This window comes from Pontibacter sp. HSC-14F20 (assembly GCF_019599265.1).
In the GTDB taxonomy this organism is placed as follows: Bacteria; Bacteroidota; Bacteroidia; order Cytophagales; family Hymenobacteraceae; genus Pontibacter.
The window spans coordinates 19,781-42,879 of sequence record NZ_JAHZTC010000022.1; the positions used below are offsets into that span (position 1 = coordinate 19,781).

22 protein-coding genes are annotated in these 23,099 nt (G+C 51.0%); 8 read left to right on the forward strand and 14 right to left on the reverse strand.

Translation table 11 applies throughout. The features are described from left to right. Window positions 1–21 precede the first annotated feature (21 nt). Together K3G39_RS17695 and K3G39_RS17700 are read right to left on the reverse strand one after the other, a co-directional pair. On the reverse strand, window positions 22–1,524 hold the full coding sequence (locus K3G39_RS17695) for an OmpP1/FadL family transporter (protein ID WP_220627507.1): 1,503 nt from the start codon (window positions 1,522–1,524) through the stop codon (window positions 22–24). Between the two features lie 18 nt (window positions 1,525–1,542). Beyond that, window positions 1,543–2,838 carry a hypothetical protein gene (locus K3G39_RS17700; RefSeq protein WP_220627508.1) on the reverse strand — a complete coding sequence of 432 codons (1,296 nt, stop codon included), beginning with the start codon at window positions 2,836–2,838 and terminating at the stop codon, window positions 1,543–1,545. Window positions 2,839–3,025: 187 nt separating this feature from the next. On the opposite strand from K3G39_RS17700, the gene proS reads away from it, so the two are divergent. From proS to floA, 3 genes are all read left to right on the forward strand, one after another. Continuing rightward, window positions 3,026–4,504, forward strand: coding sequence for a proline--tRNA ligase (gene proS / locus K3G39_RS17705; RefSeq protein WP_220627509.1), 1,479 nt, complete (start codon window positions 3,026–3,028; stop codon window positions 4,502–4,504). A gap of 173 nt (window positions 4,505–4,677) precedes the next feature. Further along, complete coding sequence (locus K3G39_RS17710) at window positions 4,678–5,151, forward strand: NfeD family protein (RefSeq protein ID WP_220627510.1); 474 nt, start codon at window positions 4,678–4,680, stop codon at window positions 5,149–5,151. Between the two features lie 9 nt (window positions 5,152–5,160). Then, a complete protein-coding gene (floA, locus tag K3G39_RS17715) occupies window positions 5,161–6,147 on the forward strand; it encodes a flotillin-like protein FloA (protein WP_220627511.1) in 987 nt (328 codons plus the stop codon). A gap of 279 nt (window positions 6,148–6,426) precedes the next feature. Here floA and K3G39_RS17720 read toward each other — a convergent pair whose 3' ends face one another. After that, entirely contained in the window at window positions 6,427–7,263 is an 837-nt protein-coding gene (locus tag K3G39_RS17720) for a hypothetical protein (protein ID WP_220627512.1), read from the reverse strand. A 98-nt stretch (window positions 7,264–7,361) separates the two neighbouring features. Here K3G39_RS17720 and K3G39_RS17725 point away from each other — a divergent pair, with 98 nt between their 5' ends. Together K3G39_RS17725 and chrA are read left to right on the forward strand one after the other, a co-directional pair. Next, window positions 7,362–8,345, forward strand: a complete 984-nt coding sequence (locus tag K3G39_RS17725) for an isopenicillin N synthase family oxygenase (protein ID WP_220627513.1) — start codon at window positions 7,362–7,364, stop codon at window positions 8,343–8,345. Window positions 8,346–8,410: 65 nt separating this feature from the next. Continuing rightward, window positions 8,411–9,580: a chromate efflux transporter gene (gene chrA / locus K3G39_RS17730; RefSeq protein ID WP_220627514.1), complete on the forward strand. Its 1,170-nt coding sequence runs from the start codon at window positions 8,411–8,413 to the stop codon at window positions 9,578–9,580. A 95-nt stretch (window positions 9,581–9,675) separates the two neighbouring features. Here the strand turns inward: chrA and rfbA are convergent, their stop codons facing one another. From rfbA to prmC, 5 genes are all read right to left on the reverse strand, one after another. Further along, entirely contained in the window at window positions 9,676–10,551 is an 876-nt protein-coding gene (gene rfbA, locus K3G39_RS17735; protein WP_220627515.1) for a glucose-1-phosphate thymidylyltransferase RfbA, read from the reverse strand. An 83-nt stretch (window positions 10,552–10,634) separates the two neighbouring features. Then, entirely contained in the window at window positions 10,635–11,192 is a 558-nt protein-coding gene (gene rfbC / locus K3G39_RS17740) for a dTDP-4-dehydrorhamnose 3,5-epimerase (protein WP_220627516.1), read from the reverse strand. 18 nt (window positions 11,193–11,210) lie between these two features. Then, entirely contained in the window at window positions 11,211–12,260 is a 1,050-nt protein-coding gene (gene rfbB / locus K3G39_RS17745; RefSeq protein ID WP_220627517.1) for a dTDP-glucose 4,6-dehydratase, read from the reverse strand. A 9-nt stretch (window positions 12,261–12,269) separates the two neighbouring features. Then, window positions 12,270–13,295, reverse strand: a complete 1,026-nt coding sequence (gene galE, locus K3G39_RS17750; RefSeq protein WP_220627518.1) for a UDP-glucose 4-epimerase GalE — start codon at window positions 13,293–13,295, stop codon at window positions 12,270–12,272. A 232-nt stretch (window positions 13,296–13,527) separates the two neighbouring features. Further along, window positions 13,528–14,382, reverse strand: a complete 855-nt coding sequence (gene prmC, locus K3G39_RS17755; protein ID WP_220627519.1) for a peptide chain release factor N(5)-glutamine methyltransferase — start codon at window positions 14,380–14,382, stop codon at window positions 13,528–13,530. A gap of 145 nt (window positions 14,383–14,527) precedes the next feature. On the opposite strand from prmC, the gene ribD reads away from it, so the two are divergent. Both ribD and K3G39_RS17765 read left to right on the forward strand, forming a co-directional pair. Continuing rightward, entirely contained in the window at window positions 14,528–15,580 is a 1,053-nt protein-coding gene (ribD, locus tag K3G39_RS17760; RefSeq protein WP_220627520.1) for a bifunctional diaminohydroxyphosphoribosylaminopyrimidine deaminase/5-amino-6-(5-phosphoribosylamino)uracil reductase RibD, read from the forward strand. 78 nt (window positions 15,581–15,658) lie between these two features. Continuing rightward, window positions 15,659–16,141, forward strand: a complete 483-nt coding sequence (locus K3G39_RS17765) for a GAF domain-containing protein (protein WP_220627521.1) — start codon at window positions 15,659–15,661, stop codon at window positions 16,139–16,141. An 85-nt stretch (window positions 16,142–16,226) separates the two neighbouring features. Here the strand turns inward: K3G39_RS17765 and K3G39_RS17770 are convergent, their stop codons facing one another. The 6 genes from K3G39_RS17770 to K3G39_RS17795 all read right to left on the reverse strand — a co-directional run bounded on the left by K3G39_RS17770 (window position 16,227) and on the right by K3G39_RS17795 (window position 21,885). After that, window positions 16,227–16,811: a hypothetical protein gene (locus K3G39_RS17770; protein ID WP_220627522.1), complete on the reverse strand. Its 585-nt coding sequence runs from the start codon at window positions 16,809–16,811 to the stop codon at window positions 16,227–16,229. A gap of 1 nt (window position 16,812) precedes the next feature. Continuing rightward, window positions 16,813–17,625, reverse strand: a complete 813-nt coding sequence (locus K3G39_RS17775; RefSeq protein ID WP_220627523.1) for a metallophosphoesterase — start codon at window positions 17,623–17,625, stop codon at window positions 16,813–16,815. Between the two features lie 247 nt (window positions 17,626–17,872). After that, on the reverse strand, window positions 17,873–18,556 hold the full coding sequence (locus tag K3G39_RS17780) for a phosphatidylserine decarboxylase family protein (RefSeq protein ID WP_220627524.1): 684 nt from the start codon (window positions 18,554–18,556) through the stop codon (window positions 17,873–17,875). A gap of 121 nt (window positions 18,557–18,677) precedes the next feature. Next, a complete protein-coding gene (locus K3G39_RS17785) occupies window positions 18,678–19,952 on the reverse strand; it encodes a Glu/Leu/Phe/Val dehydrogenase (RefSeq protein WP_220627525.1) in 1,275 nt (424 codons plus the stop codon). 94 nt (window positions 19,953–20,046) lie between these two features. Then, the gene (locus tag K3G39_RS17790; RefSeq protein WP_255594464.1) at window positions 20,047–20,874 is read right to left on the reverse strand and encodes a phosphatidate cytidylyltransferase; all 828 of its coding nucleotides are present in this window, start codon (window positions 20,872–20,874) and stop codon (window positions 20,047–20,049) included. 45 nt (window positions 20,875–20,919) lie between these two features. Beyond that, window positions 20,920–21,885, reverse strand: a complete 966-nt coding sequence (locus K3G39_RS17795) for a CPBP family intramembrane glutamic endopeptidase (protein WP_220627526.1) — start codon at window positions 21,883–21,885, stop codon at window positions 20,920–20,922. Between the two features lie 53 nt (window positions 21,886–21,938). Here K3G39_RS17795 and dusB point away from each other — a divergent pair, with 53 nt between their 5' ends. Further along, on the forward strand, window positions 21,939–22,928 hold the full coding sequence (gene dusB / locus K3G39_RS17800) for a tRNA dihydrouridine synthase DusB (RefSeq protein WP_220627527.1): 990 nt from the start codon (window positions 21,939–21,941) through the stop codon (window positions 22,926–22,928). The last annotated feature ends 171 nt before the right edge of the window (window positions 22,929–23,099 follow it).

Sequence of the window (23,099 nt, forward strand, 5' to 3'; positions counted from 1 at the left end):
AAAACAGGAAAAAAATCTTGCTTAGAAGTTATAGCCGAAGGTCAGCAGCACCGTATTGAGCTTATCTTCAACATCTACCACCGGCACAAATACAGACGGATCGCTGAAGTTATACGGACTGTACAGGCTATTGGCTGTTGAGCTAGTAAAGGCAATATCAGCATAGTACTTGTTCAGGCGTATACCTGTGCCCAGCGTAAATGTGTTTATTTTGCCGTCAAAATCAGCGTTACGGTATGGGTCGCCGGTAATGGCATAGCCTGCCCTGAAACGGAACACTTCGTAGCGGCCCTCCGCTCCTATCTTAAAGTTAAGAGCTGACTTATAATTGCCAGATATGCGGTCGTTCACGTTGCTGAAATAGCTGCTATTACCCCCAAAATCATCACTTTCGGAGTAACGGGCATTGGCATAATCTACATACTCAATGTCAGCTGCTATAAAACCATACTTCTGCAGGAAGAAAGCTACCCCACCCGATGCCCGGAAAGGTGTTTTCAACTTATAAGAGAACTCGCCCGGAAGCTCTGCTTCATCATAATTTTCTCCTGGCAAAAACTGGCTGTACATGGACCGCTGATAGGTATCATTGAAGTTGTACAGCGTCGGAGTCTGGATCGAAGCTCCTAATCGGATAACGTCGGAAGGGCGAGCGATTATACCTAATTTCAGATTAACGCCTGTGCCGCGTGTTCTGTATTCGTCGCGCAGCTCCAGACTGGTAAAATCAGAATTGGCACTTCCTTCCGCTTCTCTGAATATACGCTCCTGTCTGAAGTCAGAAGTGACCACACCAAGCGAAGCTCCCAGGTATATTTTGTCGCGGTAACTGGTACCACCCGCTATATCGATCTGGTTCTGAGATCCTCTTCTGATGATCTCTTCTGATTGACTGATATCACCCTCACGATAGGTAGGTATAGCAAAACCGTCTTCGTCAAAATCAAACAGGAAGGTACCAAATGCCAGGCCCTCCAAGCTCGTAATTCCATTGTCGAACTCATTATTTAAATCGGTTTCCGTGCGGCCACGCAGGTTTGCCTGTTCAGTGAAGTACTCCACTATAGTCGGATCTTGTCCGCCGGCGGTGTTGCGGTATGAAGTTCTGTTATTAAAATTATTGAGTCTGCTGAAGCTTATACCGAAAGTGCCACCGCGCCAGTCGCTGTTTTCGTTGGACTGTCGGTCAGCAAACACAAGGCCGATATGGGGCACACTTACGTTGTTACGCTCATCATTAGTAGAAATGCCCCCGACACGTCCTGTTGAAGTGGAGAAGCCAAGGCCTGGCGTAATGCTGAATTCCGAGCGCCTAAACATTCCTAGTCCGGCGGGGTTTGAAGACATGGTAGACACATCCGCTCCGAGTGCTGTTTGTGCTCCTCCTATACCTTGGATGCGTGCGGATCCGGTGAGACCGTAACGGGTGTAGCGCAGTGCGTCTACCTCGTCCTGGGCAAAAGCGGTCCCGCCCCAGCCCAGCATCAGTGCCAGGCTGGCCGAAACAATCTTGGTAATTTTCATGGATTAGTGGGTTTGTGTTTAGTTTCCTCCTCTGTTTCCACGGCCACCGCCGCTTGAGTTAGAGCCGCTCGAGTTAGAACGTACTGGCGGACTAGATGTACCGGAACTTCTGGTTGGTGGTGAGTAACTCGGCTGTGAGCGCTGTACCGGCGCACTACGCTCATAGCTTGGCTGCGAACGTTGCACCGGCTGGCTACGCTGGTAGCTTGGTTGTGAACGCTGAACCGGCTCGCGCTGAATCTGCTGACGCTGCACCGGCTGTTGTATTCTTTCCTGGCGCTGCGTAGGCTGCTGTATACGCTGCTGGCGCTCCACTGGTCGTGGCTGCGTAGCTGGCGATACGTTACGCTCTCTGGACTGATTGATGCGCTGCACTGGCTGCTGCCCTTCCGGCTGCTGACGCGATGGTCTCACCTGGCCGCTTTGCGGATCGTAACCACGGTTTGTAGTGGCTGGTCTGGCTGGCAAAGTACGACCCGTGTTTTCTTCTGTCTTAATTTCCTGACCTCTCACATTTGTATTGCCAGTGGCACGCTCTGTTCTACCTGGGCGGGCATAATCAGCACCTTGTGTGGCACGCTGCTCGTTTCTGGTAGACTCTGATCGGTTTGGTCGGCCCACTACACGCTCCGGGTTGCCTGTTGCCGGCACAACACTGCGCTCGCCACGCGGCCCGTACTGCACCTGACGCTGCTGCACAATTACCGGACGGTCATATATAAAGCGGTTTCCGCCGTAATAGCCTCGGTTATACCCATGGTAGTAGCCGCTATAGTAGTTATTATATGGCCCGTACCTGTTGCCCCAGAATGGATCATACATACCGTAATGATGTCCCCAGCGGTTCCAGCCAGAGCCCCAGCCCATACCTAATCCGATACTTACACGCAATCCGCTTCCTCTATGCATGAACGGATCGTAGATGAAGGGATCATAGAAAGGATCGTAGTAGTAGGGATCATAAAAAGGACTTACCCGGCGATGCACATAAGCACTTGACCAATAAGGATCTACATAAGCATAATTCGTGTTATTCCAGGTTGCCTGCGGGCGATAGGTACGACCGTCGTAGTACTCATCGGCGGCGTAGTTTTGCGTCACATCACCAGTAGCGGCCTGCTGATTTTCCTCTGCAGGAGCGTACTGCTGCTGTTGGGAAGCTTGTGCCTGAGGTTGCACATATTCGGTACGGTCTGATGAGCTGTAATACATATCATCATACTCCGTCGATTGCATAGCTACCGGGCTGCTGCAACCAACTGCGAAAAGTGCAATCACAGGGGCTATTGCGGTGTATATGTTTAATTTTTTCATGGCCTTCTGTGTTTCTAAAATGCTTCTATATCAAAGATATAAACACAATAGCGCAAAACCTTATCAATAGTATAATATATTAACGTAATTTTGAGCCAGAATGATATTAAATCTTCACTATGTGGATAGCAATATTCATTCCAAAAAGATTAACAATTACTGATATAAGATAAATATTTTTTTTAACATGAGCAAAGGGCTGCCAAAAAGAAGCGAAGACTACTCGCAATGGTACAACGAGCTGGTAAAAAAAGCCGGTTTAGCAGAAAATTCTGCTGTGCGCGGCTGCATGGTAATTAAACCTTACGGTTACGCCATCTGGGAAAAGATGCAACGTCAGCTAGACGATATGTTTAAGGCCACTGGCCACGAAAACGCCTATTTCCCGCTTTTTGTACCTAAGAGCTTGTTTGAGGCAGAAGAACAGAATGCCGAAGGTTTTGCCAAGGAGTGCGCCGTAGTAACACACTACCGCCTGCAGGCAGACCCTGATAAACCAGGCAAACTGCGCGTGGACCCAAATGCTAAACTCGAAGAAGAGCTAATTGTTCGACCAACATCTGAGGCTGTAATCTGGAACACTTACAAAGGCTGGATCCAGAGCTACCGTGACCTGCCTATCCTAGTGAACCAGTGGGCAAACGTAGTACGCTGGGAGATGCGCACGCGCTTGTTCCTGCGCACGGCTGAGTTCCTATGGCAGGAAGGCCATACGGCCCACGCCACTGCTGAGGAAGCCATTGCAGAGACAAAGCAGATGCTGGAGGTATACGCCACTTTTGCGGAGCAATTCATTGCCCTGCCGGTTATACGTGGTGTGAAGACGCCAAGTGAACGCTTCGCCGGCGCCCTCGACACCTACTGCATCGAAGGTTTGATGCAGGACGGCAAGGCGCTGCAGGCTGGCACTTCCCACTTCCTGGGGCAAAATTTTGCAGAGGCATTTGATGTGAAGTTTGCCACGAAAGAAGGAGGTTTGGAGTACGTATGGGGCACTTCGTGGGGTGTGAGTACACGCCTGATGGGGGCGCTCGTAATGGCCCACTCCGACGACGAAGGTTTGGTATTACCTCCAAAACTTGCTCCTATCCAAGTGGTGATCGTACCGATCTACAAAGGAGAAGAGCAACTAGCCCGGATCAGTAAGAAGGTACTTCAGTTGAAGAAGGAGTTGGAGGCCAAAGGTATCAGTGTGAAGTTCGATGACCGTGACACTGAGCGCCCTGGCTTTAAGTTTGCCGAATGGGAACTGAAGGGTGTACCAGTACGTCTGGCCATCGGAGCCCGCGACCTGGAGAACGGCACGGCCGAAGTGGCCCGCCGCGACACCAAAGAAAAGAGCACCCAGCCATTCGACAGCCTGGCAACCTACATACCTGCCCTGCTCGACGAGATCCAGGAAAACATCTATAACAGAGCATTAAACTTCCGTGAGGAGAACACAACCAAGGTAGATAGCTACGAGGAGTTTAAGCAGGTGCTCGAAACCAAAGGCGGCTTCGTGCTAGCCCCTTGGGATGGCACCGCCGAGACAGAAGAGCGCATCAAGGAAGAAACCAAAGCTACGATCCGCTGCATCGCCCTCGATACACCTGAAGAAGACGGTGTTGACATGATCACAGGCAAGCCATCGAAGCAACGCGTATACTTTGCGAAGGCTTATTAATTGCTGATTGCTTTTTAATTGCTGATTGCTTTCGGCAATCAGATTTTAAAAGCGCCACACCCCTTCTTAGGATGTGGCGCTTTCTTTTTGAATGGTTCCTATACCTTTTGCACACTCGACAGCTAACAATCAACAATAAATTCACTATATTTACCTAAACCTACCCTTAAACTATGCTCTTAGACTGGCTTACAGTAGTGCTGCTTATCGGCATCGGTCTTGTCCTGATCGTAGTGGAGCTCATCTTTGTGCCGGGCATCACCATTGTAGGTATACTGGGCTTTATACTGGTAGTTGTAGGCGTCTGGATCAGCTATGCGGCGCTCGGCACAGAAACTGGGCATCTCGTACTGACTGGCTCGGTCCTGGCTGGTGGGGTAGCGCTTTTCTATAGTTTCAGGTCGGAGGCCTGGTCGCGGTTCGCGCTCAAAGACAGCAACAAAAGCCGTGTGAACGAGGAGGATCCACACCTGCTGGAGGTAGGTGAAGAAGGTATAACCGTATCGGCGCTTCGTCCGCAGGGCACGGCCATTTTTAAGGAGCGGCGCCATGAGGTACAGACAACTGGCAATTTCCTGCCACCCACTACGCCTGTGCGCATCATCAAAATAGTAGCGAATAAAATCACAGTAGAAGCAATTACCTAAAACAACTCAATGGAAAATTTTTCACTCTTATTCCTCATTGCGGGCGGCATCATCCTGCTGTTCATCTTCTTATACTTTGTGCCGATCAGCCTCTGGATCACGGCCCTGTTCTCGGGCGTAAAAGTTGGCTTGCTGGAGCTGGTGTTCATGCGCATCCGTAAGGTACCGCCAAGTCTCATCGTCAATTCCATGATCAATGCAACCAAGGCAGGTATAGACGTGACCACCACCGAACTTGAAACTCACTACCTGGCAGGCGGCAACGTACCTAACGTTATCCGGGCGCTCATCTCAGCTGACAAAGCCAATATTCCGCTTTCCTTTAAGCAGGCCACAGCCATTGACCTGGCAGGCCGCGACGTGTTTGAGGCCGTAACAACTTCTGTAAATCCGAAAGTGATCAATACGCCAAACGTAGCCGCGGTAGCGCAGGACGGTATACAGCTCATCGCTAAAGCCCGTGTAACGGTGCGCGCTAACATTATGCAACTGGTAGGTGGTGCTGGTGAGGAGACGATTCTGGCTCGTGTGGGTGAGGGTATCGTGACATCCATCGGTTCATCTGCATCGCATAAGAGCGTGCTGGAAAACCCAGACATGATCTCAAAACTGGTACTACAGAAAGGTTTGGATGCAGGCACCGCTTACGAAATCCTGTCTATTGATATTGCTGACATTGACGTGGGTGAGAACATCGGTGCAAAACTGCAGATAGACCAGGCTGGAGCCGACCTGAAAGTAGCCGAAGCGAAAGCTGAAGAGCGCCGTGCTATGGCCGTTGCCGTGGAGCAGGAAATGAAAGCCAAAGCACAGGAAGCACGCGCCTCCGTTATCGCAGCCGAAGTTGAGATTCCGCAGGCCATCGCAGCAGCTTTCCGCAGCGGCAACCTCGGCATCATGGACTATTACAAGATGCAGAACATCCAGTCTGACACTGACATGCGCAACTCTATTGCCAACCCTAGTCAGGGCGGACCAAACAAACCGAAGGAATAGATTTTTTGCTCGCAAAAAAACAGCGGCTATACCTGCATCAGGTATAGCCGCTGTTTTTTTGGCCAATTGATACAGACAGGTTTTGTATACTTTCTGTATGGCTTATGCCACGAGTAATGCACGACTACCTTAATCCAGTTGGCGGTAACAGCCATAACAGGCTGCAACGTACACAGGGCATGCAGCACAGGTATTCCTATACCTGCTACTAAAAACGAAAGCCCGCAGCGTTTATGGCTGCGGGCTTTCGTCCGTTTATGCGTTACGTCAATTTAAATCCTAGCTTTCTTTCAGCGTGATCGTGCGGGTTACAGTGTTGTAAGGACCAGGTATAACGGCGCCAGCATTGTTGATCAGTTCCAGTTTAATAGTGGTTTCGCCCATTGGCAAGCCTTCAATGATGTGCGGCATCCACTTGTCCAGTATAAACTCGTTGCCATTGATAGTAGCACGCACCTTGTTACCGGTAGTTGATAGGTCGGTGTTTACCAAGTAGAAGTCCAGCATGATGCGGCGGGTGTCGCTGCCTACATACTCGCCCTTCGGACGGCTGTAGAACATGTGCTGGCCTTTCATGTCGAAATCCAAGCTTTGTTGCGGTCTGCCCACTGTAACCATACGCAGGTCATAAGCGCCTCTGTGCTTCAGACTTTCGTGATAAGAGCGCGAAATGAACGAAAGCACCACGTGCTCGCCTTCTTCCATCTCTTTTGTGAATGAAGTCTCGTAGTGAGCAGTATAAGGCTCATTGTCTACAATGTTATGGATGTGTTGCCCTTCCTGTGAGTTAGCCATAAACTCCGAGTTGGAGTGTGGCGTCATACGAGTCAACTGGAAGTTAGATAGTTCATATGAAAACTCTACCGGACCTGGCTGCACTACACCGTTTTCTGGAGGAGTATTCAGGCGCAGCTGAGACTCCGGGTATTTCTGCGAATCGTCGAAGGCGAAAACACGCAGGCCGCCCTTGCTCATCACGGCTCCCGTTGGCGTTGGTCCTGTGGTTGTTGCCATTACCGGAGTACGTGTTTCATCATCCTGCATCTGGCGTGTCGTATCGCAGGAAGCAAAAGCCAGCATAAGGGCCGAAGCAAAGAGTAAGTAGGTTTTTTTCATCTAAAGAGTGTTTGAATTAGCAAGTAGCCAATATACTATTTTTATTTGTATATTGCGCACTACGTAATATTAACGTAAAAGTATACAAAAAAGACTATATGAGCGAGATTTTGTTTGATGAAGTTCCTTCATTGGACTTAGCTGATTTTACATCAGGTGATGAGGGACGCAGAGCACGCTTTGTGCAGGAGTTAGGAAACGCTTATCAGAACATTGGCTTTATTGCCTTGAAAAACCACGGCCTGAGCGATGACCTGACGGAAAGACTCTACGCTGCCGTGAAGAAATTTTTTGCCTTGCCGGATAAGGTGAAGCAGAAGTATGAAAATCCGGAACTTGCCGGCCAGCGAGGCTATGTGGGAAAAGGGAAAGAAAAGGCCAAAGGCTTCAACACCGGCGACCTGAAAGAGTTTTATCACGTGGGCCAGGAGCTGAGCGCTATACCTGACAGCGACCCGATCAAAGCAGAATATCCGGAGAACATTTGGCCAGCCGAAGTAGCAGAACTGAAAGAAACTACGCTGGAGGCTTACACCAAGCTAGAGGCTGCAGGCAAGCAGGTACTGCGCGCCATAGCCATCCACTTAGGCTTAGAAGAAACTTATTTCGATGATAAAGTGAAGTATGGTAACAGCATTCTGCGCCCAATCCACTACTTCCCGATCGAAAACCCGGACAGTGTGCCGGCTGATGCCGTTCGTGCCGCAGAACATGGCGACATTAACCTGATCACACTACTCATGGGTGCCAGTGCCGACGGTCTGCAGGTACTGCGCCGCGACGGAAAGTGGATTCCGATCACAGCGCTGCCAGAGCAAGTGGTGGTAAACGTAGGCGATATGCTGGCCCGCCTGACCAACAACAAACTGAAGTCGACGATCCACCGTGTGGTAAACCCGCCGCGCGAACTGATGCATACTTCCCGCTACTCTATCCCTTTCTTCATGCACCCACGTTCCGAAATGGACCTGACCTGCCTGGAGAGCTGCATAGACGAGCAGAACCCAAAGGCCTATCCGGATGCTACTGCAGGCGAGTACTTGAATGAGCGCCTGGTAGAACTTGGCCTTAAAAAAGCTTAATCGAATCTAAACCAGTAAAAAGAGAGATGGTGTCCGCGCTATCTCTCTTTTTTTGAATCTACGGCATGAGTCTGCGCTATTACATCTTCCTGAAAGACGTACTATTGCTCGCCCTGACCTCATTCGGCGGCCCGCAGGCGCATATTGCTTTGATGCTCCGGTTACTGGTTAACAAGCGCCGCTACTTAACAGAGCAGGAGCTTATCGAACTCAATGCCCTCTGCCAGATATTACCTGGCCCTACCTCTACCCAAACCCTCACGGCCATTGGCTACCGCATCGGCGGGCCAAACCTGGCCTACCTGACACTGTTGGTCTGGTTACTCCCTGCTTCCACTATTATGGCGGCAGCGGCACTTGGCATATCTTACTTGCAGGAAAACAACATTTCGCTCCAGTTTTTGCGCTTTATACAGCCTATGGCGGTTGGTTTCGTCTCGTATGCAGCCTATGCCATCAGTTCTAAAGTAGTCAACACCAAGCTGGCCATCGGCATTATGGTGGTCTCAGGTATACTGGCTTACTTTTTCCATTCCCCCTGGGTATACCCGCTATTATTATTATCTGGCGGGGCAATTACGGCGCTTCGCTTCAGGCAGCACCCGCAGGAAAAGGACAAAAAACTTCGCATACAGTGGGCTAACTTTGTACTTTATGTGGCGGTGCTGATCGTGGCGGCTGTGTTGGGTGGGGCGACCTCATCACTTCCCATAAGACTGTTCGAGAACTTTTACCGTAACGGCAGCCTGGTGTTTGGCGGTGGGCAGGTACTCATTCCGCTAATGTTCACCGAGTTTGTCGACTTTAAGAAGTATTTAACAGGCGAAGAGTTTCTCTCCGGATTTGCTGTGGTGCAGGCCCTTCCCGGTCCGGTTTTTTCTTTCTGCGCTTTTATCGGCAACCTGGCTATGCGGGAACACGGGGTATGGGGGCAGCTACTGGGCTCACTGGTAGCTACAATCGGCATTTTCCTACCCGGCACTTTTCTGATCTTCTTTGTGATCCGTTTCTGGGACGATCTGAAAAAATACAGAGTTGTGAGGGCCTCGCTGGAAGGTATAAACGCTGTGAGCTCAGGTATGGTAGTGGCAGCAGCTATTATGCTCTACCATCCCATTGATAATACTCCGATTAATTTTGGCATTGTGGTGGCCACTTTTTGTGTACTACTTTTCACCCGTATACCTGCGCCTATCATTATTCTAGTGGGATTTGCGCTGGGTTTTATATTCTAGCCTGTGCTATACCTGACCCTCGGCTATACCTAAATAAGAAAGCTGCCCATGCTTTTGCAAAGGCAGCTTTTTAGTTAACAACGGTTGAACTATACCTACCGCAGTTTTTTTTCTTTCATGATGCGCAGCAGATACTCGCCATATCCGCTTTTGCGTAGTGGCTCTGCGGCTGCTTTTAGCTGCTCGTCATGGATAAAGCCCATGCGCCAGGCCACTTCCTCGATACAGCCGATCTTAAGCCCCTGCCGCTCCTCGATCACCTGCACAAACGTGGCCGCCTGCATCAGCGATTGCACCGTGCCCGTGTCGAGCCAGGCTGTGCCGCGGTTGAGCACCCCCACCTTGAGTTTGCCGCGCCGGAGGTATTCTTTGTTGATGTCGGTTACTTCGTACTCGCCTCTTGGACTCGGCTGCAGGTTTTTGGCAATTTCTACCACCTCATTATCGTAAAAATAAAGGCCCGGCACAGCGTATTGGCTCTTGGGTTCCTCAGGCTTCTCCTCGATCGAGACAGCCTTTCCGTGCTCGTCGAACTCCACCACCCCATAGCGCTCAGGATCCGTGACATGGTAGGCGTACACCACCCCCCCATCAGGGTCTGCGTTGGCCTGCAACAGCTGGCTCATCCCAGCCCCGTAGAAAATATTATCTCCCAGCACGAGTGCTACCTTATTGTCCCCGATGAACTCCTCCCCGAGCACAAAAGCCTGCGCCAGCCCATTGGGTGTTTCCTGCACCTGGTAGCTGAACTTGCAACCGATCCGGTTTCCGTCCCCGAGCAGCCGCTCGAACATAGGTAGATCGTGCGGCGTGGAGATAATCAGGATCTCCTTTATACCCGCCAGCATCAGCGTGGAGAGCGGGTAATAGATCATGGGCTTATCGTAGACGGGCATGAGCTGCTTGCTTACGGCCAGCGTCAAGGGATGGAGTCTGGTGCCGGAGCCCCCGGCCAGGATGATGCCTTTCATTTGTTTTCCTTAAGTTGTTTACTTACTCCTTACTGCGTTGCCTGGGCTGCAAAGCTAAAGAATCTTTTGCAATGGCCGCTGCGCTAGCCTTTGAGGCGCTGTTTGAACTCGGCAAAAGTCCTGCTCTCACCATCCTTCTCGGAGACGATCAGCTCGGCCGGGTCCAGACTCCAGTCAATGGCCAGTTCCGCGTCGGCGTAGTGGATGCTGCCCTCTGAGTCCTTATTGTAGTAGTTGTCGCACTTGTAGAAGAACTCCGCGTCTTCGCTGAGCACCACAAAGCCATGGGCAAAGCCCCGCGGGATGAAGAGCTGCAGCCGGTTTGCGGCGCTGAGCACCACCGAGAAGTGCTCCCCGAAGGTGGGCGACTCAGGTCTTATGTCCACAGCCACATCCAGCACCTCCCCTTTCAGCACCCGCACCAGTTTGGCCTGCGCGTGCTCATCGAGCTGGAAGTGCAGCCCCCGCAGCACGCCGCGGGTGGAGAAGGACTGATTGTCCTGCACAAAGTGCACCTGGCGCCCCGCCAGCGTATTGAATTTGGCCTCGTTGAAGCTCTCAAAAAAGTAGCCCCGCTCGTCTGCAAAGACGGCCGGCTCGAGCAGCAGGCAGTCACCCAGGTATATCTCTTTTACTTTCATCTATCTTGTCTTCCTTACCTATCTTGCTTCGTACTGCTGGGCGTAATACTGCTGGTAGTGGCCCGAGGTGACTTCTGCAAGCCATTGCTCGTTTTGCAGGTACCAGTCGACGGTCTTTGCCAGTCCCTGCTCGAAGGTCACCGACGGCGCCCAGCCCAGCTCCTTCATCAATTTGGAGGAGTCGATGGCGTAGCGGGCATCGTGGCCGGCGCGGTCTTTCACAAAGGTGATGAGCTTTCGGCTGGTGCCCTGCTCCCGCCCTAGCTTCTCGTCCATCACATCACAAAGGAGCTCGATCAGATCAATGTTGCGCCACTCGTTCACCCCACCCACGTTGTAGGTATCGCCCACCTTACCGCGGTGGAAGATGGCCTCGATCGCCCGCGCGTGGTCCAGCACATAAAGCCAGTCGCGCACATTCTCCCCTTTGCCATATACCGGCACGGGCTTTCCACTTTTGATGTTGTGAATGGCCAGCGGGATGAGCTTCTCCGGAAAATGGTTAGGGCCGTAGTTATTGGAGCAGTTCGAGAGTTTAACCGGCATACCATAGGTGTGGTGCCAGGCCCTGACGAAGTGGTCTGAGGCGGCCTTGGAGGCTGAGTAAGGTGAGCGTGGGTCATAAGCAGTGGACTCGGTGAAAAGCCCTTCCTCTCCCAGCGAGCCGTATACCTCGTCGGTGGAGACGTGGTAGAAGAGTTTACCCGCGTAGTCGCCGGCCCAGTGTCTGCGGCAGGCCTCCAGCAAATTCACTGTGCCCAGCACGTTGGTGGCTACAAAGGCCATGGGTCCGGCAATGGAGCGGTCCACGTGCGACTCGGCTGCCAGGTGGATCACTGCCTCAAATTTGTGTTCTGAAAAGATCTTCTCCAGGAAGGCAGCGTCCGTGATGTCGCCTTTCAGGAAGGTGTAGTTGGCCTTCTCCTCCACGTCCACCAGGTTCTGCAGGTTGCCCGCGTAGGTCAGGGCATCGAGGTTGAAAATGTTATAGTTTGGGTAGGATTCTACAAAAAGCCGCACCACGTGCGAGCCGATAAAACCAGCCCCGCCGGTGATCAAAAGGTTCATATGATAAGCTTATTCTGTTATATTCTGTAGATGCATCTGCCAGTCCCAGGCGCTCTTCATGGCTTCTTCCAGGGTGCTGGTCGTCTTAAAACCTAACTCTTCGGTAGCCTTGGTTACGTCAGCGTAGATTTTTGGCACATCGCCTGGCCGACGGGGACCGATCTTGTAGTTAAGTTTCTCACCGGTGGCTCGCTCAAAGGCCTGCACTGCTTCCAGTACTGTATTGCCCGTACCAGTGCCCACGTTAAAGAACTCGATATTTTCAGCCTTATCAGACAAAAGTCTGTCGATGGCTACTACGTGTGCTTTAGCCAGATCCACTACATGCACATAGTCACGGATGCAGGTACCGTCTACAGTGTCATAATCGTTTCCGAAGATCGTCAACTGCTCGCGTATACCTGCGGCCGTTTGAGTAACAAAAGGAACCAGGTTATTCGGAACTCCTAACGGTAACTCGCCAATTTTAGCTGATGGGTGTGCCCCGATCGGATTGAAATAGCGAAGCGCAATGGTATGCATATTACTACCACTGGTAGCCAGATCCGTTAGAATTTCTTCACAGATTTTCTTGGTGTTGCCGTAAGGAGAATTGGCTTTTTGCACCGGTGTTTGCTCCGTCACAGGCAGTTGGTCAGGTATCCCATATACCGTACAGGATGAGGAAAATACCAGCTTGCTCACTTTAAACTCTTCCATCACCTGCAGCAAAGCCACCAGCGAACCTACATTGTTGTGATAATACTTGAGTGGTTCGTCCACCGACTCACCCACAGCTTTGTAAGCGGCAAAATGAATAACGCCCGCTATACCTGCCTCCTGCTCAAATACTTTGCGCAGTGCCGCCACATCCGTACAGTCGATGCGGTGACAGGTAATTTCACGGCCCAGGATGTCGGCTATACCTTGGAGAGAACGCTCTTCGGTGTTGGAAAAATTATCTATGATGATGGGCTCGTAGCCAGCCTCTACCAGTTCTACCACGGTATGGGAGCCAATATAGCCTGCCCCTCCTGTCACTAATATTTTCTTCATTTAATTTGTTTTCAAACTTGTGTAATGCCTTCTAGTTTTGCAGCCGCCTCCTGACTGCTTATTTAAATAACAACTTGTATATTCTGTATAATCGCCAGCAGACCAGCGATCACTTCCTTGTTACTGTATACCTCATCAAGATGACTATACTCAGGAATTGACAGCAAGAGTGGTTCCTGGCACAAGCGGCCCGACCATACAGACGGCAGTCGGTGCTTAAATGCAGCAGAATCTACAACTCCCCTTTCACAATTCTGTCTTTGCCGAAAAGGTCCTGTACCACCTGCGCCTGCGTAAAACCGGCTTGCAGCAACAATTGCCGCACCTCCTCGCCGTACTGCTCATTTATTTCAAAGTATAGCCGCCCACCTTTTTTGAGCAGTCCCGCCCCTACCTCTGCAATGCGTCTGTAATACCTGAGCGGGTCTTCGTCGGGCACGAAAAGGGCCAGATGAGGCTCAAATTCCAGCACATTGGCTCGCATCAGTGACTTCTCCTGCTCCTTCACATAAGGCGGGTTGCTCGTGATGATATCCAGGGAGTGGGGTGCTATACCTTGGATCGGCTCAAAAACATCCTGCTCCAACCAGGCTACCGGCAACTTTTGCTGGCGGGCATTGGCACGGGCTACTTTCATCGCTCCTTCCGAAACTTCCAGTCCATATACCCTGTCGGCTTGCAAATTAGCGGCCAGCGCCAAAGAGATGCAGCCGCTGCCTGTACAGATATCGAGCACCCGCAAACCGATGCGGCCACTGTGTTCGCGCACTACCAAGTCTACCAGTTCCTCGGTTTCGGGACGGGGTATCAGCACACGTTCATCTACCTGCAGATCGAGTCCATAAAAGTGGGCGGTGCCGAGCACATACTGCACCGGCTCCTGTTTTTTCAAGCGCTCCACTGCCTGTCGTACCTGCTCCTCCTGCTCCGGATTTAATTCTTCCTGCTGCGCCAGACTCAACTGCATACGGCTTTTCCGAAGCACATGCTCCAGCACCAACTGCGCAATGGCACCGGCCTCCGGTTCAGGGTAGGCATGTTGTATACTTTCGCGGATGAATTGCGCTGTCTGCTGTATGGTGGCCACAGGTATAGGTTTTGTATGATTTTAGATACCTTTGCAAAAGTAAAATTTTATTGCGTATAAGTCATGCATCTATCATGAACTCGCTTCCTTTGTGGCGGATTTGATGATACTAAACTTTAAAAATGTTTAACGTAAACACCTGAACTTGACTGACGAACTCTACATGCGGCGTGCGCTGGAACTGGCCAGGCTGGGCAGCGGCTATACCTACCCCAACCCGATGGTGGGCTGCGTGGTAGTGCACGATGGTCGTATCATCGGGGAAGGCTGGCACCGCGAATTTGGAGGCCCGCATGCCGAGGTCAACGCCATGGCCAGCGTGCACGACAAAAGTTTGCTGCCCAAAAGCCGGGTATACGTTACACTGGAACCTTGCTCGCATTTTGGCAAAACACCGCCTTGTGTTGATTTGCTGATCAGTAGCGGCGTGCGCGATGTAGTGATCTGCAACACCGACCCGAATCCTAAAGTGGCAGGTCGTGGCATTAAAAAGCTGTTCGATGCAGGGGCGCAGGTAAAGGTGGGTGTGCTGAAGAGCGAAGGACTGGAGTTGAACAAGCGCTTCTTTACTTTCCATACCCAAAAGCGGCCTTACATCTTGCTCAAATGGGCAGAATCGGCAGACGGATTTATCAGCGGTCCGAATAAGCAGCAAGTACAGATCAGTGGTCCGCTGTCGCACAGGTTGGTGCACAAGTGGCGCTCCGAGGAGCAGGCGATTATGGTGGGTAGTCACACGGCGGCCTGCGACAACCCGCGCCTCGATACCCGTTCCTGGCCCGGCCATAGTCCACTGCGTGTAGTCATCGACCGCAAGCTGCAACTGCCCCCGCACCTGCATTTGTTCGACAAAAGCCTGCCGACGGTGGTATATACCTACCTGCAACGGGAGCAGCAGCATAAACACCTGGCTTATGTGCAACTGCGGGAGGAGGAGTCGCTGCTGGCACAAATCATGCAGGACCTGCACCAGCGCCAGGTCTTGTCGCTGCTCGTGGAAGGTGGGACTTACCTGATCAAAAGTCTGTTGAAGGAAAACCTGTGGGATGAAGCCTTCTGTTTTAAGAGCCAGACTCGCGTGCTGCGGGATGGCACGCCGGCTCCGGACATGGCGCACAGCCACTTGCTCAAAGTGCAGACCGCTGGAACCGACAGGCTGTTGCATTACCGCAATAGTATTTCAGAACTTAATTTTTAAACCCTGCGCGGGAGTACTATGCTGCTTTTCAGGTATAGATTTTCTCCCCAGCGCATTTACACCTATACCTTACTCCTTATGGCTGAATCACTTATAGTAGACCAAAACCTCAGTAAAGAAGAAAAATATAAAGCGCTCGTTCCTCAGATCGAAGCACTCGTAACCGGCGAAACCGACCTGATCGCCAACCTTTCCAATATGATGGCCGCCCTGCGTCAGGGTATGGGCTTTTTTTGGGTAGGTGTGTATTTCAATAAAGAAGGGCAGCTGGTACTGGGTCCGTTTCAGGGGCCGGTGGCCTGTACCCGTATACCTTACCACAAAGGCGTTTGCGGCGCCTGCTATACCCGCCAGGAAGCTATTCTGGTGCCCGATGTGGAGGCTTTCCCGGGTCACATCGCTTGCAGCAGCGACTCCAAATCCGAGATCGTGATACCTGTGATAAAGGACGGCGAAGTGAAACTCGTGCTGGACGTGGACAGCGACAAGCTCAACGATTTTGATGAAGTAGACCAGAAATACCTCGAGCAACTGATGAAGCTGGTAGAAAGCTGGTACTAAATATTCCTGTTGTCAAAAGCAACGGCCATACCTCTGCTTGGAGGTATGGCCGTTGCTTTTGATATTCTTCTGAAGTAGTTTCCCTCTACAACCTCACCCGCATACCAAGCGCCAGATTAAAGATTTTGCCAGGCCCCAAATAGCGGGGGTTCTGGATGTACGAAACCAGGTACTCTAGACTGGTACCTACTTCGTAGTATAACCCAAACCGCTGCAGTTTCTCTACGCGGGTGAAATCGGCCTGCCCACCCAGGTATAGGTATAGGTGCACCGCCGTCGGGAAGCCGTAGTAACCTTTGCTGTACTTGTCGTGATGTTCAAAGATGAAGTACTCCTTGCCGAAGGTATGGCTCAGCTGCACACCGATGCGAAGCGGCTGCCAGTCCAGCGGCTTGACAGGCACAGGCTTCAAAGGCGTGCCCGTGATCTTCAGGGCTGCCGTCCAGATGCGGTCTCCACCGATGCGCTCGGGCAAGTAGCCCATAAACAAGTCCGTCTCAAGCTTTTCGTGAAAGAAGCTCCGCCCCACCCCAACCGATGCAAAGCCAATGCTACCCGCATACTGCAACTTGGCATGGTATGGCGAAAATGACTTTTCCTGGCTAAACGATGCGTAAGGTCTCAGCGAGAGGAGCAGCGCAGCAAGCGATATCATAAAAAACCGCTCCATATCAGTAAGCTACTCTTTTATAACTGTAGCCCTCTTTCCATACTTTCAGGTAGGTGAATTCACGTTCTTGTACGGTGGAGGTGGCCAGGTATAGCAAGTCTTCATCGTAGCGAAAATCGGCTCTGAAGTTATGGATATGCCCATGCAAGCTCAGTTGTACCCGCTCACTTTCTTTCAATGTATTATGGAAAGCTCTTTCTAAAGCCATATCAAAGTCATTGTCATACGGCGGTATGTGCGACACCGCAATTGCCTGCTGCCAGCTGTCACCGTCCTGATGCTGCAGTTGCTGACTCAGCCAGTCGATATCGGGCACATGGCCGTTGTAGTTGTGCTCCAGACCATTGGTGTCGATAAATACAAAGCGGGTATGGCCGTAGTCGAAACTGTAGTTAAAGTCGCCGTACATCTGCTGGTATACCTTGCGGCCATTGGCCAGCAGGTCGTGGTTGCCAACTACAGTCAGGTATGGCCACTTTAGTTTATCCATGATGTCGTGTACCCACCGGAATTCCTGCGACATACCGAAGTCAGAAATATCGCCCTGATGTATGACAAAATCGATGTAAGGAAAGGTATTAGCTTTATCGACAAAGGCGCTGGCGGCATCGTAAAAGCGCTGGGTATCGCCCATAACAAGCAGGTACAGCGTGTCCCCAGGCTGCTGATTTTGGAGCCGCGCCAGGTTGCGTGCGGTGAGGTTGCGCTCGTCTTCGCTTAGTATAATCTGATTCGGGTGATACTCAAACAACTCCTCGCAAGCCGAAAGCAGGACAAGGCTCAGTAGTAGAAGCAGGAAGTAAAAAATTCTCATAACTGCAATAGGCGCCGTAATTATGCTTTTGTGCTAACGCTTTTCAATAAAGAATGTTAGTAGCCAGCTTTACGAATGCTATTTTATACTGCAATTTAATGTTTAAACGCCGAATTTGCTTCTGAAAGATGGGATTTGTTTCCTGCAGGCCCCAATTCAGGTATAGCCCATCAGCAAACAAGCCAGCCCGGAGATGATTCCCGGGCTGGCTTGTTTGTATCTTTCGCCTGTTAAGCTAAATTCGATTTTATCCAAACAGTGTGGGAGGGGCTGTCTTAAGCTGTGCAATTACGGTCTGGCCACCTTTAGTTTTTTGACCGAGTTCTACTTTCACTTCCGTGTCCAGTGGCAGGAAAATGTCTACGCGCGAACCGAACTTGATGAAACCGAACTCTTCACCCTGGCTCACTTCGTCGCCTTCGTTCACATACCACACAATGCGGCGCGCCATGGCACCGGCAATCTGGCGGAAGAGCACTTCTGGACCGGCCGTTGACTCCACTACCACTGTGGTGCGCTCGTTTTGCGTACTCGATTTCGGGTGCCAAGCCACAAAGTAGTTGCCCGGGTGGTATTTAAAATAACTCACGATGCCTGAAACCGGGTTACGGGTAATGTGCACGTTGATCGGCGACATGAAAATGGAGATCTGCTTGCGTTTGTCTTTGAAGTATTCGGTCTCTTCTACCTCCTCAATCACCACTACTTTTCCGTCGGCAGGCGCTACAATCAGGTCTTCGTGCAACAGCAGGTTGCGGTAAGGGCTGCGGAAAAACTGCAGAATGAGCAGGAAAAGCACAACTGAAACACCGGAGAAAATCTTGTTGAAGGTCTTATTATCGGCGTTGAAGTTGTACAGCAACAGGTTGAGTACGACCAAAATCAACAGTGTAAAAAATAGAATCCTTCTTCCTTCTTTATGAATTTTCATCCGTGAAAACTAAATGCTACAGGTCTTTTATAAGTTATAATAGCCCATCCAGTTTCGTAGATGGGCTATTATCTGTTCCAAAATTATATAATCTTTCGATTATTTTACTAAAAATCTTCGCTTAGAAGCCGCCGCGGTACTTATACGTCATGGCAACTTTGTCAATTGCCACAATGTAAGCAGCTATACGCATTGGTACGTTGTACTTCTGCGATGCAGCATACACACGCTCAAACGACTCGTTCATGATGCGCTCGGCACGTGTGTTTACACGCTCCAGCGTCCACTTAAAGCCCATGCGGTTCTGCACCCACTCGAAGTATGACACGGTTACACCACCTGAGTTTGCCAGGATATCCGGCACAACCATGATACCTTTTTCGTTGATGATGTTGTCGGCTTTATAGGAAGTAGGGCCGTTGGCACCTTCCACAATCAGGCGTGCCTGAATCTGGTCTACATTCTTGATCGTGATCACATCTTCCACAGCAGCCGGTACCAAAACATCTACTTTAGAAACCAGCAGTTCTTCATTACTGATTTTCTCGGCGTTCTTGTAGCCTTCCAGACGACCGTTGTTGTTGTTCTTATACTCAATCGCCTCTTCAATGTCGATGCCGTTGTCGTTCCAGTAAGCGCCGCTTACATCGCTCACCCCAAGTATCTTCACACCGCGCTCAGCCATCAGTTTGGCAGCCCAGGCACCTACGTTTCCGAAGCCTTGCACCACGGCCGTCGATTTGGCCGGGTCCATGCCCAGTTTCTCCATAGCAGCCATTGCTGATACCATTACACCACGGCCTGTTGCCTCTACGCGACCAAGCGAACCGCCCAACACAAGTGGCTTACCAGTTACCACTGCATGTATAGTGGAGCCTTTCATTTTAGAGTATTCGTCCATCAGCCAGGCCATTTCGCGCGGACCGGTACCCATGTCAGGCGCAGGTATGTCCTGGTCAGGGCCGAAGGTATCTACCAGTGCCTGGGTATAAGCTCTGGTCAGACGCTCCATTTCACCGGCAGACATCGAGAAAGGATCGCAGATGACACCACCTTTAGCACCACCGTAAGGTATATCCACCACGGCGCACTTCCAGGTCATCCAGGCGGCCAGGGCTTTTACTTCGTCCAGGAAAACGTCGGGGGCAAAGCGCACACCACCTTTAGACGGGCCCAGTATAGTAGAGTGAATTACACGGTAACCTTCAAACACGCGTACCTTGCCGTCGTCCATCGTAACGGGCACGTTCACGATCACCTGACGCGTCGGAGTTTTGAGTACGTTGTAAACTTCCTCATCCAACCCAAGTATCTCTGCCGCGATGTTAAAACGCGACATCATCGATTCAAATGGGTTCTCCCTGTCCTTTATCGGTGCTGGCTCTTTGTATAACATTATTTTAAGCTTGAATTAATTGGTGGTTAACAATGATGGCGGTAAAGTTATGTAATTATTATATACACACACCTACACCTTCATCAACAATAAATTAGAATGTTTTAAGGAATGCAACAATAAAGGGAACGGCCAGTACCAGGCTGTCGAAACGGTCCAGAATACCCCCGTGGCCGGGCAGCAGCGTACCCGAATCTTTTACGCCCAGGCTGCGCTTCAGCAGGGACTCCACCAGATCGCCCAGCACGCCAAAAACCGACACAATAATCGCTATACCTATCCACTGGTAGAGTTCCAGATCGAGAAAGAACATAGACAACACCCAGCTAACAATAATAGTCAGGATAACGCCGCCAGCCCAGCCTTCCCAGGTTTTGCCCGGAGAGATGCGCTCGAAGAGTTTGTTCCTCCCGAAGTTTTTGCCGGCAATGTAAGCGCCCGTGTCAGCGGACCATATAAGCAGCAGCAGCCCCAGAATGGGTTGCCAGCGGTACTCGCCCTGCAAATACCCAAGCAGCTGCAGCAGTGAGAACGGAACGGCGATGTAAAGCACGCCCAATATGGTAAAGGCTATATTGGTGAACGGCTGTGATTCTTTGCGGTAGAGTTCCAGCACAAATATCAGGAATAGTGCAGGCAGGAACAGGTATAGCACCTCGACTGGCATGTACGCTTTATCGATCAGGAAAACAGATATAAAGATCGCAGCAGCCAGCAGGGTGCCGTATACCTTGTTGGCTTTTATACCTGCCGTACCTGCCAGTCGGTAAAACTCGAGCGTACCCAGCACCGTGAGCCCCAGAAAGAGGATAAAGAAAGTCCACTCGCTGAAGATTATACCTCCGATGAAGAGGGCCGCCCCTAATACTCCGACAATCAGGCGTTGCTGTAAATTACTAAGGGCAGATAGCTTGGTGCTCATGCGATAGGGGTTGCCGGCAGCATCAGCCGGTTGATTTGTCTGAATTTAACTATTCTCGCGCTCTCCTGCAGCTTCGGCTATACTTTCTGGGCGTGTGGGCGTGAGCATAAACTGCTTGTAAAGGTAATAGATTACGGCCGCACTCAACACAACCGATATCAAAATGGTCATAACCGGCATCGGCTCCGTCGACTCTACATTAAAGTCAATAGCGCCTGTCTGCTGCAGGTATAGCAGGAACACCGTGAAACCGTTATTGAAAAAGTGCGCCACAATCGGCACCCAGATATTGCCCGACCACAGGTATAGGTAACCAAACAAGGCACCCAGCAGCACACGCGGCACAAAACCAAAAAACTGCACGTGTATAGCCGAGAAGATGATCGCCGCTACCCAAACTGCCACATGCGCATTGCCCGACCAGCGGTGTACCTGTCGCTGCAGTACGCCCCTGAACACGAGTTCTTCGCCGATGGCAGGTATAACCGCAATCACGAGCAGGCCCATCAGCAGGCGCGGCAAGGTTCCGAAGTTGGCAATCAGTTTGGTCAGTTCGGCTAGCTCATCTTCTTTAGCGCGCGCCCACTCTTCAAAACCCCGCATGAAGTCCGGCAGACCGAGCTCGGCATTCCAACTGATTATCAGTGAGTTGGCCGGCATAATAAAGATAATCAGAAAACCCCCCAGTAACAACAAAGCAGGCAAAGGCAGTTTTTTCCAGTTCAGATAATGGCCGATGTTCACACCTGCCAGGCGCAGCATCAGCAGCGGCCCCAGCACAAAAGAGCAGAACTGCACCAGGCCCTGAAAAAGCAAAAGCGCATCAGCCGCTTCCGGGTGTTCTGTGGGATTAGCCAGCAGGTTCGTCAGGTCGATCACCTCTATTCCGAGCACCGTAGTTACCAGCGCCAGGTATATAAAACTGGCCACAAAATAGCCACCCAGCATAAAAGCCAGCAACAGCAGCAGTACTAAAAATGGGTGTCGATCTTCGGAGATGAAACCTTTCATAGAGAAGATTAGGTTTAATTGACGTAAATTTACGTGAAATTTTAACTTTTGCTTTGGTAAAGATAGCGAACATAGAACTGGGCGAGTTTCCGCTGCTGCTGGCACCGATGGAAGACGTGAGCGATCCGCCCTTCCGAAAAGTGTGCAAGGCCAACGGGGCAGACCTCATGTATACCGAGTTCATCTCTTCTGAGGGTTTGATACGTGACGCCGCCAAAAGTGTGCAAAAACTCGACATTTTTGACTACGAGCGTCCCATCGGCATCCAGATTTTCGGCTCCGAAATAGAGTCAATGCGTGAGGCTGCCATCGTTTCGTCGCAGGCTGGCCCCGACCTCATCGACATTAATTACGGTTGCCCGGTGAAGAACGTGGCCTGCAAGGGTGCCGGCGCTGCACTGCTGCGCGACGTGCCCAAGATGGTGAAGATGACCGAGGAGATCGTGAAAGCCACGCACCTGCCCGTGACCGTGAAAACGCGCCTGGGCTGGGACGAGAACACAAAATACATTGTAGAGACTGCCGAAAGACTGCAGGATATAGGTATAAAAGCCCTAAGCATCCATGGCCGCACCCGCGTACAGATGTACAAAGGCGAAGCCGACTGGAGCCTGATTGCCGAGGTGAAGAACAACCCGCGCATGCACATCCCGATCTTCGGCAACGGCGACATCGACTCGCCTCAGAAAGCGCTGGAATACAAGCACAGGTATGGCGTAGATGGTATCATGATTGGCCGTGCCTCTATTGGCCACCCGTGGATCTTCAACGAAATCAAACATTTCATGGCAACCGGCGAGGTATTGCCTCCTCCAACTCTGGAGGAACGTGTAGAGGTATGCCGCCAGCACTTCACGCACTCGCTGGAGTGGAAAGGTGATAAACTGGGCATTTTTGAGATGCGCCGCCACTATACCAATTACTTCCGTGGTCTGCCGCATTTCAAGCCGCTGCGCATGAAACTGGTGCAGTCCGAAGACATCCAGGAAATCTATGACACGCTGGACGAGATCGCTCAGACGATGGCGTACGAAGCGGTTTAGAAGTATAGGAGTTAACGCTTCAAATTAAATTTAAGGAGTTGGTGTTCAGCATATGCGTTGAGACACTAACCCCTTTTATCTTTGCAGGTGAGTTGAACTTTGTAACTGGTTTCTACTTCTTAACTTCTTAAACTTATACTTATCAAAACTATACCTTCTCCTCCACAAGAG